The organism is Halomonas sp. E19, assembly GCF_052439355.1.
Taxonomy (GTDB): domain Bacteria; phylum Pseudomonadota; class Gammaproteobacteria; order Pseudomonadales; family Halomonadaceae; genus Halomonas.
The window spans coordinates 198,149-212,189 of record NZ_JBNFWU010000001.1; the positions used below are offsets into that span (position 1 = coordinate 198,149).

11 protein-coding genes and 4 pseudogenes are annotated in these 14,041 nt (G+C 68.1%); 8 read left to right on the plus strand and 7 right to left on the minus strand.

Translation table 11 applies throughout. The features are described 5' to 3' along the window. Positions 1-125: 125 nt before the first annotated feature. The 3 genes from ACUDAL_RS01110 (at position 126) to ACUDAL_RS01120 (ending at position 2,378) form a co-directional block, all read left to right on the plus strand. Entirely contained in the window at positions 126-416 is a 291-nt protein-coding gene (locus ACUDAL_RS01110) for an alpha/beta hydrolase (protein ID WP_444676819.1), read from the plus strand. Further along, positions 410-1,075: an alpha/beta hydrolase gene (locus ACUDAL_RS01115; RefSeq protein ID WP_444676820.1), complete on the plus strand. Its 666-nt coding sequence runs from the start codon at positions 410-412 to the stop codon at positions 1,073-1,075. Before ACUDAL_RS01110 ends, ACUDAL_RS01115 begins: the two co-directional genes overlap by 7 nt. Before the next feature lie 70 nt (positions 1,076-1,145). After that, the gene (locus tag ACUDAL_RS01120; RefSeq protein ID WP_444676821.1) at positions 1,146-2,378 is read left to right on the plus strand and encodes a DUF3422 domain-containing protein; all 1,233 of its coding nucleotides are present in this window, start codon (positions 1,146-1,148) and stop codon (positions 2,376-2,378) included. An 18-nt stretch (positions 2,379-2,396) separates the two neighbouring features. Here the strand turns inward: ACUDAL_RS01120 and ACUDAL_RS01125 are convergent, their stop codons facing one another. Together ACUDAL_RS01125 and ACUDAL_RS01130 are read right to left on the minus strand one after the other, a co-directional pair. Continuing rightward, positions 2,397-5,726 (minus strand): S41 family peptidase, encoded by a 3,330-nt coding sequence (locus tag ACUDAL_RS01125; protein WP_444676822.1) that lies wholly within the window; start codon positions 5,724-5,726, stop codon positions 2,397-2,399. Between the two features lie 116 nt (positions 5,727-5,842). Further along, positions 5,843-6,010, minus strand: a complete 168-nt coding sequence (locus ACUDAL_RS01130) for a hypothetical protein (RefSeq protein ID WP_444676823.1) — start codon at positions 6,008-6,010, stop codon at positions 5,843-5,845. A gap of 148 nt (positions 6,011-6,158) precedes the next feature. Here ACUDAL_RS01130 and ACUDAL_RS01135 point away from each other — a divergent pair, with 148 nt between their 5' ends. Then, positions 6,159-7,445, plus strand: a complete 1,287-nt coding sequence (locus tag ACUDAL_RS01135; RefSeq protein WP_444676824.1) for an acyltransferase family protein — start codon at positions 6,159-6,161, stop codon at positions 7,443-7,445. Here ACUDAL_RS01135 and ACUDAL_RS01140 read toward each other — a convergent pair. After that, positions 7,332-8,216, minus strand: a complete 885-nt coding sequence (locus ACUDAL_RS01140) for an alpha/beta fold hydrolase (RefSeq protein WP_444676825.1) — start codon at positions 8,214-8,216, stop codon at positions 7,332-7,334. The genes ACUDAL_RS01135 and ACUDAL_RS01140 overlap by 114 nt on opposite strands. A 201-nt stretch (positions 8,217-8,417) precedes the next feature. Between ACUDAL_RS01140 and ACUDAL_RS01145 the strand changes: the two are divergent. Then, positions 8,418-8,648 (plus strand): annotated as a pseudogene (locus tag ACUDAL_RS01145) (hypothetical protein); the annotation flags it as partial. Positions 8,649-8,722: 74 nt separating this feature from the next. Further along, positions 8,723-8,965, plus strand: coding sequence for a metallophosphoesterase family protein (locus ACUDAL_RS01150; RefSeq protein ID WP_444676826.1), 243 nt, complete (start codon positions 8,723-8,725; stop codon positions 8,963-8,965). Positions 8,966-8,977: 12 nt separating this feature from the next. Here the strand turns inward: ACUDAL_RS01150 and ACUDAL_RS01155 are convergent, their stop codons facing one another. Both ACUDAL_RS01155 and ACUDAL_RS01160 read right to left on the minus strand, forming a co-directional pair. Then, positions 8,978-9,535, minus strand: a complete 558-nt coding sequence (locus ACUDAL_RS01155) for a diacylglycerol/lipid kinase family protein (protein WP_444679273.1) — start codon at positions 9,533-9,535, stop codon at positions 8,978-8,980. 39 nt (positions 9,536-9,574) lie between these two features. Beyond that, a pseudogene (locus tag ACUDAL_RS01160) lies at positions 9,575-9,727 on the minus strand (diacylglycerol kinase family protein); the annotation flags it as partial. 506 nt (positions 9,728-10,233) lie between these two features. On the opposite strand from ACUDAL_RS01160, the pseudogene ACUDAL_RS01165 reads away from it, so the two are divergent. Then, positions 10,234-11,435: pseudogene (locus ACUDAL_RS01165) on the plus strand (zinc-binding dehydrogenase). Next, positions 11,432-12,478: a proline racemase family protein gene (locus ACUDAL_RS01170; RefSeq protein ID WP_444676827.1), complete on the plus strand. Its 1,047-nt coding sequence runs from the start codon at positions 11,432-11,434 to the stop codon at positions 12,476-12,478. The pseudogene ACUDAL_RS01165 and the gene ACUDAL_RS01170 overlap by 4 nt, the downstream one beginning before the upstream one ends. On the opposite strand, the pseudogene ACUDAL_RS01175 reads toward ACUDAL_RS01170, so the two are convergent. Both ACUDAL_RS01175 and arfB read right to left on the minus strand, forming a co-directional pair. Continuing rightward, a pseudogene (locus ACUDAL_RS01175) lies at positions 12,469-13,487 on the minus strand (ion transporter). The gene ACUDAL_RS01170 and the pseudogene ACUDAL_RS01175 overlap by 10 nt on opposite strands. A 121-nt stretch (positions 13,488-13,608) precedes the next feature. Then, entirely contained in the window at positions 13,609-14,022 is a 414-nt protein-coding gene (gene arfB / locus ACUDAL_RS01180) for an alternative ribosome rescue aminoacyl-tRNA hydrolase ArfB (protein WP_444676828.1), read from the minus strand. Positions 14,023-14,041: the final 19 nt, after the last annotated feature.

Below are 14,041 nucleotides of genomic sequence, written 5' to 3' on the forward strand. Positions count from 1 at the left end.
CGCTCCGCGCCTTCCCTGGTTCGAGGAACATCACTCATCGATACGCTGTCCGACCATGGCGAGAGGGATTGATTCCATGCGATGTCGGGGCCATGCCGCGCCGTGGCGGCACAAGGAGACGTGCCATGACGCTGAAGAACCTCCTGGCCGCGCTGCTGGGCGTGGCGCTGCTGTGGGAAGGCAGGGCCCAGGCGGCGGGCGAGGTGACCTTTCACCGCTTCGCTTCTGAGCTGCTGGGACGGGACTACCCCTATGCCCTCTATCTGCCGGAAGGCTACCGCGAGTCGAACCTGGCCTATCCGGTACTCTACCTGCTGCATGGCTCGGCCGGCAGCGAGCGCGACTGGGTGGAGCGCGGCGGGCTCGCACACACCGTCGACCGCATGATTGCCGAAGGGCGGCTTCCCCCGTGGTGATCGTCATGCCGGGCAGCAGCAGTTGGTGGATCGACGGGCACAACGAGGCGGCGCGCTCGGCCTTTCTCGAGGAACTCCTGCCCCACGTGGAGGCGACCTGGCAGGTCGTGCCGCGGCGTGAGTGGCGAGCGGTGGCCGGGCTTTCCGCCGGGGGATATGGCGCGCTCAATTTTGCCCTGGAACGCCCCGAGCTGTTTGCCGCCGCCGCGGCCCTGAGCCCTGCCAGCTACCATCCGCTGCCGCCGCGCCACTCCGCGGCTCGGCGCCATCCGGCCTTCCTGGATGCCGCCGGGCGCTTCGATACCGAGCTGTGGCAGCGGCGCAACTACACCGCCCACCTTCCCGCTTACCTGGAGCGCGACGAGGTGGTGCCGCTCTATCTCAGCGCCGGTCATCGCGATGCCTACAACGCCGCCCACCATGCGTGGCTGGTGCGCCAGGCGCTGGCTCCGCATCAGCCGGACCGAGTGGTCATGGAGGTGCTCAACGGTGGGCATACCTGGCGGGTGTGGCGTGCCAGCCTGCCCAGTGCCCTGGCCTGGATGAACCGCTTTCTGCAGGGGCCGGTGGCGCTGGAGCGGCTGATCGAGGAGACAGCCGTGCAGGCACCGGCAGCGCACGGCGACGAGGCAGTGCGACCAAGCGACGAGACAGGCTAGTCGAAAGCGGGCTTGGCGATGGGGTGTTCAGACTTTAGTCTCGGAGGTCCACTCTTCTCAGGCCCCTGACATGCACCCACAGCGCGAACGCCTGCACAACGAGCTGCACGCCCGCCCGTCGATCTACTTCTCCGAGCCGGCCCACCTCTACCACTACGCCTTCCTGGCCGAAGCCGAGCAGCACGCCGACCTGCTGCTGCAGCTGAGCGAGACCAGCGGCCTTGCCTTCGACACCGAGCGAGTCCAGCAGATCGTCACCCTCGACGGCGGGGTGCTGAAGTGGGAGCGCCATACCGAGTTCTCCACCCTGACCCTGATGGCACCCAAGGGGCAGGGCAGCGATCCCTGGCTGCCACCGCCGGCCTGGCTGGCCCAGGTCGTCGAGGCCTACGATGCCACTCTGATCAGCGCCACGCTGGTGCTGGTGGAGGGCGGCGAGAGCTGGCGGGGCAGCGCCGAGGCCTACGGCTTCATCGATCCTGCCGGCTCGCAGGTGGGCGGTGGCGATGCCACGGTGTGGAGCGACTTCCACCTCGATGCAGGCGGCGTCAACCGCCTGCTGCTGCTTAACCACGGGCTCAACGACTTCCGCCTCGGGCGCATGGTGCGCCGACTGCTGGAGATCGAGACCTACCGCATGATGGCCTCGCTGTCGCTGCCCCTGGCCAAGGAGCTGGCGCTTGAACTGCACGCCTACGAGCTGGAGCTGGGCGAGCTGTCGGACCGCAACGCCGAACAGGAGGACACCAACCCGCGCCCGCTGCTGACCGCCCTGTCCCGGCTCTCGGCGCGGCTGGAGCGCAGCGGCGCGCGTTCGCGGCAGCGCTTCAGCGCGACCGACGCCTATGCGCGCATCGTCGTCTCGCGCATCGAGGAGCTGCGGGAGCAGCGAGTCGACCACTGCCCGCAGCTCGGCACCTTCATCCTGCGGCGCTTCCACCCCACGGTGCATTACTGTGCCGCCATTCATCGCCGCCAGGAGAGCCTGGCCGAAAGCGCGGCCCGGCTGAACGACCTGCTGCGCACCCGGGCCCAGGTTGAGATCGAGGAGCAGAATTCGAGCATCCTGGGCAGCCTCAACGAGCGCGCCAGCAGCCAGCTCAAGATCCAGAAGGCGGTGGAAGGGCTCTCGATCATCGTCATCAGCTACTACATCTTCAGCCTGTTCAAGCTGGGCCTGGAGAGCCTGGGCGCCCTGGGGGTCGAGGTGCATCCGCCGACCGCAGCGGCCGTGCTCGGGCCGCTGGGGGCGGCGATCATCGCCCTGCTGGCCTGGCGCATCTGGCGAGTGAAGCGGCACTGAGCCGCCGCCGTGGGCGGCTCACGCCTCGCCGTCGACCCGCTCGAGCAGGTCGAGTACCGCCCGTTCGAGCTGGCGGTCGTGGCCTTCCACCTCGTCCTCCGGCCGCTGCTCCACCAGGATATCCGGCACCGCGCCGTTGTGCTCCATGTCGGTGCCGTCGGGCAGGTACCAGCCGCGGAACGGGCGGCGCACGGTGGCGCCGTCGACCAGGGTATGGCTGTTGGTCGAGATTACCCCGCCGTAGGTCTGCTGGCCGATCAGCCTGCCACGCTCCAGCGTCGTGAACGCGTGCGCCAGGATCTCGGCGTTGGAGTAGCTCTTCTCGTTGGCCAGCATGTTGATCGGCAGGGTATAGCGCGGTGCGTCGAGGCGGTCCTGTGGGTAATGGCCTACGGCGTCGGGATCGGCGCCGGCGGGAATCGTGTAGGCGTGCTCCCCGGCCATGATCGAGGTCAGGATGCGGTCGGTGGTGTGGCCGCCGCCGTTGTTGCGCACGTCGATGATCAACCCGTCCTTGTCCACCGCCGCGGCATAGAGGTCGGCCTGGAAGCCTTCCAGCGAGGTCTGGTTCATGGCCTGGATGTGCAGATAGCCCAGGCGCCCGTCGGAGAGCTCTTCGACGAAGCGGCGGCTCTGCGCCCGGAAGGCGTCGTATTTCAGTCGCGCCAGCTCGGTGAGCCCCACCGTCAGCAGCATGGTGCGAAACTCGTCGTAGCCGTCGCTGCCGGGCCGCTCGAAGGTCACGATCACTTCGCGCTCGACCTGCCCGCGCAGGCGTTCGCGCAGGGTGTCGGTCTCACCGAAGGGCTGCAGGTCGATCTCGGTGATCACATCGCCGGGCTGCAGCGGCATCGGGCCACGGCTGGCCGGCCCCTCGGGCGTGATGGCGGTGACCCGATAGCCATGGCGGCCGTTCTCCTGCGAGACGATGCGCTCGTGCTCGATGCCCAGCCTCCCCGAGGGCTCGCGCAGCGCCGAGACCGGGCCGGGGTTGGAGACCCCCATGTGCGATGCCGCCAGCTCGCCCATCAGGCGATTGGTGATATCGCTGAATTCACTGGGCGTGCGCGAGCGCCGAACCAGGGTGGCGTACTCCTCCACCACGGCGGGCCAGTCGAGCCCCTTCATGTCCTGGCGGTAGAAGTGCTCGCCGATGACTCGCGCCGCCTCGTGAAACTTCTGCAGCGCCTCTTGCTGCAGGTCCACGCGGATGCGGTCGGAGATGTCCAGGTACTGTGGCGAGCCGCTGCCCGACAGATTGGCCAGGCCCACCCGGCCGTTGGCGATGAACACCACTTGGTCGCCGCTAAGGCTTAGGTGCTGCACGTCGGCCACCGGGCCCAGGCGTGTACGCTGGCCGCCGTCCCAGTTCATCGCCACCAGGCCTTCGCGACCGGCGTTGAACACGTAGCGATCGCCGCCCGGGGACATCTCGTTGGCGCTCTGGTGCGACGGCGAGGCCGTCACGCGCTCGATTCGGCGCCAGGCGTTTTCCAGGTCGAGCTCCGCCACCTGATCGTCGGCACGCGGCGTGCGCTCCGCCGGCAGCGGTGACAGCGGCCGCTGCTGGGCGGCGGCCTGGCGCGCATCGCGGTAGTAGCCGGTGCGCTCGCGCGGGGTCTGGCCCTGCAGGCTGCGGTCGAGATAGACGCGATAGAGATCGTAGCTCTCTTCCGCACGGTTGGAGATGAAAGTCAGCTTGCGACCGTCCGCCGACCAGCGCGGGTTGAGGTCGTTGCGCGGGTGGCGGGTGATGTTGACTGGCTCGGCCGAACCGTCGGCAGGCACCACATAGATGTTGGCGCTGAAGTCGAGGTCATTCTGCGAGTAGGCGAGGTAGCGGCTGTCCGGCGACCAGCGCCACTGCAAGTAGAAATCCCAGCCTTCTACCAGGGTGCGCTCCTCGCCGCTGCGCAGGTCGCGGACCACCAGGTCGCCGCGCCCGCGACGGAAGGCCAGTGCATTGCCGTCCGGTGAGGGCGAGGCGTCGCGGTCGTTGTGCTCGGTGGCCACCACGGGGCGGATCTCGAACTGCACCGCATCGTGCCAGCGGGTGGGGTCGAGGGCGGTCGGCATGTCGTCGGGCAGCTCCTCGTCGAGCGCCTCCTCCGGAATGCTCTCGAGTTCCACCGCCGGCTCCTGCGCGCCCGGCTCGGGCTCGTTCATCGGTGCGGCAGGCCGGGGCAGCAGCAGCGGTTCGAAGATGAACCCCGGGTCCTGCGGGGCGAAGGGGTCCTCAGGGTCCGTGCCGCGCACGAGGATGTCCGGTTCGCCGGACTCGGCGTAGGGGATCTGCGGATGGTCCCCCTCCGGCGAGGTCGCGCTGGGCTGGGAGGTGTCCCAGTCCCGTGCAGGCTGGCGGCCGGTGGCCAACTGGCGCTCATGGGTGCGGCGAATCTCGTCGCGGGTCAGCGCCACCCGTGCCGCCTGGATCGACTCGGTGCCGTCGGCGTCGCTGGTGAAGTAAAGCCTAACCCCGTCCGGCGACCAGGCCAGGCCGTGGTGGCGGGCATGGGAGCCGGGCGTCACCGGCAGCGTCGGGCTCAGTTCGTCGACATGGCGCACATAGACGCGCCCGTAGGCGACGTAGGCCATGGTCTGGCCATCGGGACTCAGGGCTGCCTCGCTGACGTTGCGGTCGACGCGGCGCAGCGCATGGCTGTCGCGGCCGTCGTCGGGCGCACGCAGCGACAGCGGCTCGGGCTCGGCCTGCGGGTCGGTCAGGTCGAGCGTGAGCAGCCGGTCCCAGACCTGCAGCACCGCGGTGGTGCCGTTGCGCGAGATATCGAAATGCTGCAGGTCATGCTCGCTGAAGTGGGTCAGACGTTCGACGTTCGAGGGGTCGTCGAGGTGCAGGCGGTAGAGGTTGACCGTCCGATCCTCGCGGTCGGACATGAACAGCAGGGTGTCGGAGTCGAGCCAGCGCGCCTGGCCGTCGTCACCGTCGCGCTCGGTGAGCGCGGTGAAGCGCTCCGTGCGCTTGTCGTACAGCCAGATGTCCATGGCATCCGGGCCGCGGTAGTGACGACGGTTCCAGTCGTGGTAGGCGCCGCCGCGCGTGAACACCACCTGGCTGCCGTCCGGCGACAGCTGCGGCTCGGAGCCGAAGGCATCGTGCAGGCGGGTGAAATCGCCGCCCTGCGGCGACAGCCGGTAGGGGCGCTGGTCGCGGTAGACGTCGGCTTCGAGCATGCCGGAAAAGGTGATCACCGGCTCGCCGTCGGCGCCGATGCCGAAGGCCGGCGTGCGCAGGTGCTGGTCGCCGTGGGTGAGCTGGGTGAGCTGGCTGCCGTCGGCGCGCATGCGCCACAGGTTGAGATAGCCGTCGCGCATGGAGGCGAACACCACCCATTCGCCGTCTGGGCTCCAGCTGGAATGCAGGTCATCCAGGTGGTGGCGCGTCAGGCGGATGGCCTGGCCGCCCTCGATACCGCTACGCCACAGGTCGCCGCGCCAGCTGAAGATCAGCTGCGTGCCGTCAGGGCTGATGGAGGGAAGCGGGGCAGGCCGACTTCGCCGGCCTGGGCCTGGGTGGCAACGGGCACGCCCGCCATCGTGCCTGCCAACACCAGGAAGGAGACGCCACGTGCCGCGGCACGCAGGGCGCGTTGCGTCGTGGATGTCACTGCCATGTGTGAAGCCTTTCCGTTTGCCAATTCCATGCCTTGCCAACGTAGCAGCTAAGCCTGCCGGGTTCGAACGTCGTTGGTTGGCCGTTTCGGCATCGGCTAGGCTACTGGCGGCAGTGGCATGCATTGTCTCGCCCCGCAGGAGGTGCCGTTGAGCGATACCCGCGACCCTTATCCCGATGCGCTACGCGCCCTGGCGCTGCTGATCGTGGTGTTAGGCCACTGGGTGGCCACGCTGCCGCGCCTCGAGGGCGGCCAACTGGTTGCAACCGGCCATATCCTGGATGCCTGGGCGCCTGCCGGCTACTTCACCTGGATCGTCCAGGTCGTGCCGCTATTCATCTTCGTCTCGGCGGCGGTCAGCGCCGATGGGGTGAGACAGCGGCTCGCCGATGCCGAGCCGCATCGCCACTGGTGGGCGGAGCGGGCGCTGGGGCTGGCGCGGCCGTCCGCCACCTACCTGGCGGTGCTGACGGCGTTCGTCGGCATCGCCTTCATCACGCGCGATGGCGTGCTCGGCCCGCTCAACGCCTCGCTGACCGTGCACCTCTGGTTCCTGCTGGTACTGCTGGGCGTCCAGCTGCTGCTGCTGCCGCTGTGCGTCTGGCTCGACCGCCGCTGCGGCCTGTGGGTGTCGGCCGCCATGGTAGCGGGTATCGTCCTGGTTGACCTGCTGCGCGCCCGTCCGGGTGAAGCGGCCGAGTGGCTAGCGCTGGGCCAGCGAGTCACCGAGGACCACGACCTGTTCGCCTGGGTCAATGCCGCGCTGTTCTGGCTGCTACCCCAGCAGCTCGGTATCGCCTGGTGGCAGGGTCGCCTGGCCGGCCGCGCCACCGGGGCGGGCCTGCTGCTGCTTGGCCTGGCCTGGCTGGTCGCGGCGGTGGCGTTGGGCTATCCGCCGTCGATGGTCAACGGTAACGTGGGCGGCGAGACCAACCTGCTGCCGCCCACCCTGGCCCTGCTGGGCGTGCTGTGGTGCCAGGCCGGGCTGGTGGTGCTGTTCGAAACGCCGGTGCGGCGCTTTCTCGAACGGCGCCACCTGGGGCGCTGGATGGCGATGACCGGCGCCCTGGGACTGCAGCTCTACCTGTGGCACAAGCTGGCCGAGCTGCCGGCGGCCTGGCTCGGCCAGCGGCTGGGCTGGCCGATCGACGCCGGCATGCCGGGCGAACCGGGATTCTGGATCGGCCGCCTGGAGTGGGTCGGGCTGTGTGCCCTGATGACCGTACCGATCATGCTCGCGGCGGTGGGCTTCGAACGCTATCGCCGCCGCCAGGTGCCTCCCACGCGCCACTTCGGCGCCATTGCCGGCGGCGGGCTGGCGCTACTGTTGGGGCTGGCTGCCGCCTTGGCTCTCGGCGCCTTTCCCGGGGCGCTGATCGGGCTGGTGGGGGTGGGGCTTGCGGCCTGGCTGCTGCGCGAGAGGCGCTCCGCCTGAGGCGGCCAGCCAGGCGCGGATCTGCTCGATGACCCAATCAGGGGCGTCCAGCGGCAGGTCGTGCCCGGCGCTGGCGTGATAGACGATGGGCCAGCCCCAGCGTTCGGCCATGCGCTGGGAGCAGCGGCACGAGACCATCTGGTCGGCCCGCGAGGCCAGCAGCAGCGTGGGGCAGGGCGGGGCGGCCTCCGGCGGGGCGAAGCCGCGTGCCGCCGCCAGCAGCTGGCGCAGCAGGTTGGCCTTCGACACGGGCGCCTGTGCCTGCCACTGGGCGTGCCGGCGCGCTACGCTGTCGGGGTCCTGCTGCAGCCGGGTGGTCATCTTGAGGATCAGCCGTTCGCGGCGCTCGTGCCCCACCGGCCCCAGGGCCAGCAGCAGGCGGCCGTATTGGCGTGGGCGCAGACGCTCGTAGAAAGGCGCAACGCCGCGCAGACTGGCGTTGACCAGCACCAGGCCCGCCACCTCGGCGGGATAGCGCTGGGCCCAGCGCAGCGCCACCATGCCCCCCAGCGAAAGCGCCAGCACCCGGTGCGGCCCTGGGCGTTCGGCTTGCACCAGCTGGTCACGCAGCGCCTCGACCATGGCATCAATGCGGGTCGGGCTGCTTTCGTGCCAGCGCGCGCCGTTGCCCGGCAGGTCCACCGCCCACACCGGCGCCTGCAGCACAAGCGCCAGCTTCTCCGGCAACCCTTCCCAGTGACGTGCCTCGCGCACCAGACCGCGCAGCAGGATCCAGCCGTGGGGAGCGTCGCCAGCGCTAGCCGTGTTCATGGTTCGCCCTGCCCGGCGAGCACCACCGCCAGCGGCAGTGTGCCCAGCAGATGCCAGGCTCTCGAATCCCTTCTCGTCATGGTGCGTTCCTTTTGAATTGTTCGCGTGGGCGTGGCTGGGCCTCGTTTGTCAAGCTAGCAGCCGGGTAGGGCGCGTCAAACCCCGGGCACGCCCGGTTTGATACGCCGGGTTGGGATCGCTATGGTTCCTTCACGCACGCCGCGGCAACGCAGGAGGAACGGGGACGTGGTGATCGAGAAAGGCGGTGACGCCCTGGAGGTGGCGGGCCCCATCGGGGTGATCGCCGATACCCACGGCCTGCTGCGGGATGAGGCATTGGCCCTGTTGGATGGCTGCGAGCTGATCGTGCACCTGGGCGATGTAGGCGCCCGGGAGCAGGATGCCGCTATTCTCGAACGCCTGGCCGAGCGTGCCGCGCTGTATGCCGTACGAGGCAATGTCGATACCGCCGCCTGGGCGCAGGCCTTGCCCTGCGGCAGGATTTGGTGGTCAATGGCTGGCGCCTGCTCCTGGTGCACAAGCTGGCCGACGTTGACGAGGCCACGCCCTGCGATGCCGTGCTGCACGGTCATTCGCACAAACCGCGCAACGAGTGGCAGCAGGGGCGGCTGCTGTTCAACCCCGGGGCGGCCGGCCGGCGCCGGTTTCGCCTGCCGATCACCCTGGGCAAGCTGTGGGCGGATCGCCGCGGGCTGCGCGGCGCGGTGGTGCATTTGCCGCTTGCCTAGTGGCGTCTGGGCTCAGAGCGGGGCAGGCCTCGGCTGGGCTGCCAAGGGTTCCAGGCGCGAGAAGCGTAGCCGTGGTGAGGCTTCCGGGCGACCGGCGACCTGCAGCACGCCATGGCGGGTGAAGGCTTCGACCTGCTGCGTCTGGCCCAGGTCTTCGCCATCTGCCGTCAGGGTGTGCGGGTGCTTCAAGGTGACGCGACAGCTCGGTGCCTGAAAATGCACCAGGGTGTCGTCGGTATCGCTCGTCATTCGCAGTAGCCGGGTGGTGACGAAGGCCACCAGCAGGCGCCACCAGGAGCGCTTGCGTACCGCCACCACGTCCAGCTTGCCGTCATCGATATAGGCTTCGTCGATGGTGTGGCCGCCGCCGAAATAGGCGCCGGAGGCGATGGCGATCGTCAGCCACTGGCCGGTGGCGCTCTGCTCGCCGCACTCGATGCGGGCATGAATGCCCTTCTGCATGCCGATGCGCTGCGCCAGGGTCAGCAGGTAGCTGAAGCGGCCCAGGTGGCGCTTCTGTTCCTGTGAGGCTTCCCTGGCCGGCAGAGTGCCGAGCCCGAGATGCGCCACGTTGAGAAAGAGCCAGTCGTTGATCCAGGCGACATCGACTGCCAGGGTTGCCTCGCCGGTGGCGATGCGGCACAGCGTCGCGGGGTCGTCCGGCAGGTCCAGATTGCGCGCGAAGTCGTTGGCGGTACCCGACGGCAGCACGCCGAGCACCGCCTGACGCTCCACGCACACCGTTGCGACCCGGTTGACGGAACCGTCGCCCCCGCCACCAGCACCCGGTCACCGATGGCGACGTCGCCCTCCCACTCGGTATCGGCCAGATCGCGAACCTTGAGCCCCTCGACGCCGGCGGCCTGGAGGTGCTCGCGCCAATAGCTTTCTCCGCGGCTGCCGTCGCCGGCACCGGTATTGACGATCAGCCAGTAGTTCATGGTGTCTCCTTCACCTGGGCGTGTCCTGCCAGAAAGAATAGTGAGCCTTGCCATAGCGCGCCTCCCTTGCCTGTGAGCAAGGAAGAAAGAACCTTCGCTCAAGCCGGGAAAAACAGAAAAAAGCTCACTGATCAACGGTATGCAGCGCCGCTTTGGGCGTGCTTCAATCGCTGGCATTGCCGTGAGCTTGCCTGCCGTCTCTCCTCTCCTCCCACTGCCAGCCGCTCCGGCTTGTCTAACGCGGTGAGGACACAAGCGACGAGGCGCCTGGCTCGGCGCAGGCAGCCGTTACTACAGCCCAGGAGGACCCAGGTGTCGAACGACAACATGCCGCAGATTCCGGCCACCATGCACGCCATGCTGTTGACCGGCCATGGCGATCTCGACCGGCTGGTGTATCGAAGCGACGTCGCCACACCGCGCCCCGGGCCGGGCGACGTGCTGGTGCAGGTCACCGCCACCGCCAAGAACAACACCGACCGCAAGGCCCGCGAGGGGCTCTACCCGACCAAGGACAAGGGTGAGGTGACCTCCTTCGCCATGGGTGGCGAGGCCACGCTGACCTTCCCGCGCATCCAGGGTGCCGACGTGGCCGGCCGCGTGGTGGCGGTGGGTGAGGGGTGAGCGCCTCGCGCATCGGCGAGCGCGGCCTGCTCGACTTCAACCTCTACCCCGACGACCGTCGCGACATCAACCTGACGCCGGACTACTACGGCCACGGTGCCGACGGTGGCTTCGCTGAGTACATCGCCGTGCCGTCGGACCAGTTCCATCATGTGCCCAACCCCGAGCTGGCCGATGCCGAGCTGGCGGCGATGGGCATGTGCTCCTACCAGACCGGTTACCACATGATGACCGTCGCCAACATCGCGGCCGGCGAGCGTGTACTGGTCAGCGGCGCCAGCGGAGGCGTAGGCACTGCGCTGATTCAGCTGTGCCGCATCGTGGGGGCGATTCCCTATGCAGTGAGCCAGCCCGACAAGGCCGAAGCGCTGCTGGCGCTGGGCGCCGAAGCGGTGATCGACCGTGGTGAGCTGCCCACTTTCGTCGAGCGGGTGCTGCAGGCGACCGGCGGCGCGCCCATCGACGCGGTGATGGACCTGGTCGGCGGCGAGATGACCGACCTGTTCATCGACACCATGATCGGCGACATGCAGGCGCGCACCACCTATCCGCGGCTCTCCATCGCCGGGGCCAGCGGCGGCAACCTCAGCGAGATCATGTGGACGCGCATCTACCTCTATCAGGTGCAGATCTTTGGCGTTTCCCACGGCACCCGCGAGGAGGCCGAGCAGCTCATCGAGTGGATTCGCGGCGGCCAGCTCAAGCCGGTGCTTCACGCGGCGTTCCCGCTTTCCGAGCTGCACGCGGCGGAGCGCTACTTCGTCAACCGCGGCAGCCACTTCCTGGGCAAGATCGTGATCGTGCCCGATGCCCAGTGGGCCGAGCATGGCGCTCGCTTTGCCCTGAAGGGCGACGCTTCCAAGGGTGATATTTCCAAGGGCGATGCTTTCAAGGACACTCCATGAGCCACGAACTCAGGCTGCAACTGCTCGACACCCATGCTGGCGGCGACGTCAGTCGCATCGTGATAGGCGGCATCGACCCGCTGCCGGGCGACACCGTGCGCCAGCAGATGGAGTACCTGGAAAACGATGCCGATGGCCTGCGCAAGCTGCTGTTGAATGAGCCCTACGGCATCCCCGAGATGTCGGTGGACCTGATCGTGCCGGCCTGCGACCCGCAGGCACAGATGGGCTACATCATCATGGAAGTGATGGGCTACCCCATCTATTCCGGCTCCAACACGCTGTGTACCGCCACCGCGCTGCTCGAGACCGGGCTAATTCCCAAGCGCGAGGGTCTCCAGCACTTCACGCTGGAATCGCCCGCCGGGCTGGTGCAGATCGAGGCGCGGGTGGAGAACGGTGTGGTCGAGGCGATCACCTGCGGTGGCCTGCCGAGCTACATCGACACCTACCGCGAGCGCATCCACGTGCCCTCGATCGGCAACGTGACCTACAGCATCGCCTACAGCGGCGGCTTCTACGCCCTGGTGGACGCCACCGAGCTGGGCTTTTCGCTCAAGCGCGAGGAGGAGCGGGCGCTGGCCGAATGCGCTCATCGCATCGTCGAGGCGATCCAGGCGCGCAGCGGCTTCTCCCACTACACGCTGGGCGACGTCGGGCCGCTGCCGTTCCTCCACTTCATGGGGCCGGTGGAGCGCATCGCCGAGGATTTCTACCGCTCGCGTTCAGCCACCTACGTGCATCCCGGCGTGATCTGCCGCAGCACCACCGGCACCGGCACCTCGGCGCGGCTGGCGTTGATGCACTACGAGGGCACCATCAAGCCCGGCGACCGGCTGGAAACCGTGTCGCTGCGCGAAACCGGTTTCATCGGCCAGTTCATCGAAGCCCGCGAAGCTGGCGGCAGGCACCAGGTGGTGGAGAACACCATCACCGGCAAGAGCTACGTGCTGGCGCGCTCCGAGATCGTGATCAACTGCGACGATCCGCTGGTGGAGTGTGGCGGGCTGCATCACATCCTGACCAGCCGCCATCAATCGTAGCGACGCCGCCACTGCTTGACGGCGATCTGCTCCTTGACCAGCTCGAGCATGTCGTCGAGCACCTGCTCGGTCACTCGATCGGTGTGCTCGTCGACCTGCAGCCAGGTGTCGATGCCGCTGTCGGCCATGCGCTCCACCAGGGCGGTGAACTCGGGCGAGCGCAGCCCCTCCATGGCTTCATGGACCAGCCGACAGGCCAGGTCGCTGATGCTCGACTCCATGCTGCGAGCCATCAGATCGCCCATCGGCAGGCGCCGCAGGCGCCTGACCTCCTGGCTGTCGGCCACCGTCCGGTTCACCAGCGAACGAACGTAGCGCATGGTCTCCTCGCGGTTGCGCGCATAGGCGTTGCCGGTCATTTCCTCCAGCCGCCGGGTGATTTCGTGGATCAGCTGCTGCTTGCGCGGCATCACCACCCGATCGACGACCCGCGTGGAGAGCGAGTCGTTGGAGCGGATCTGCTCCTGCATGTTGCCCAGCAGGCGAATCGCCACGCGATCAGAGAGCTCCTCGAAGAAGATGTCGTAGTACTTGGCGTAGAAGGCGTAGAGCTGCCAGCCGCGTACGTCGATCAGCCCCAGCCGCTGCAGCCGGTTCAGCAGCCCGATGATGCGCAGGATGCGCAGCAGGCGGAAGCCGCCCACCGGGATGCAGCCCAGCACGTCGTACCAGTGCACGAAGGGGTAGAAGAACCAGCGGTGGTAGCGCCGCTCGGCGATGGCTGCCGCCCAGCCGAGCAGCACGTCGAGCACGAAGATGGCGACGAAGATGAGGTCGATACGGACGAAGTTGGCGTGGATAGTGTCGTCGTAGGCAGCATGCAGGCCCGGCGCCACGGCGGCGAAGGCGTCATTCAGGGGGCCAGCAGGAACAGGCTGTCGAACAGCAGTAGCGCCAGGTTGGCAACCACCAGCACCATGATCACAACGTCCCAGACCAGGTGAAGGCGTTCCAGTCCCGGGCTCAGCGGACGCGCCACGCTTCTCGATGGCGTCTGGCTCGATGGCATATCGCTTGAAGACGGGGCTCTCGACGGCCTGGCTCGCGTTGGCATGACGGCTCCTTGGCTCGGGTACGCACTCGTTGCGTTAAGCCTCAGCAGTCGCTTGCCCGAGGCGTTTCGCAGTTGCCTAGAGCTTCACCTTGCCGCGCAGTGCCTTGGTCTGCCCCTTCTTGGTCTTGCGATCCACCCGCTTGCGCTGCGAGGCGCGGCTCGGCTTGGTGGGCTGGCGCGACTTGCGGGTCTTCACCGCCTCGAGGATCAGCGCCTTGAGCCTGGCCAGGGCATCCTCGCGGTTCAGCTCCAAGGTGCGAAAGCTCTGCGCCTTGATCACCACCACCCCTTCCTTGCTGATGCGGCTGTCGGAAAGCGCCAGCAGCCGCTCCTTGTAGAAGGGCGGCAGGCTGGAGGCGGGAATGTCGAAACGCAGGTGTACCGCCGAGGCCACCTTGTTGACGTTCTGCCCGCCGGCGCCCTGGGCGCGGATCTGGCTGATCTCGATCTCATGCGCGGCAAGCGTCACGTTATTGGAAATGCGCAGCATGTCGTCCTCGTGTGCCGGC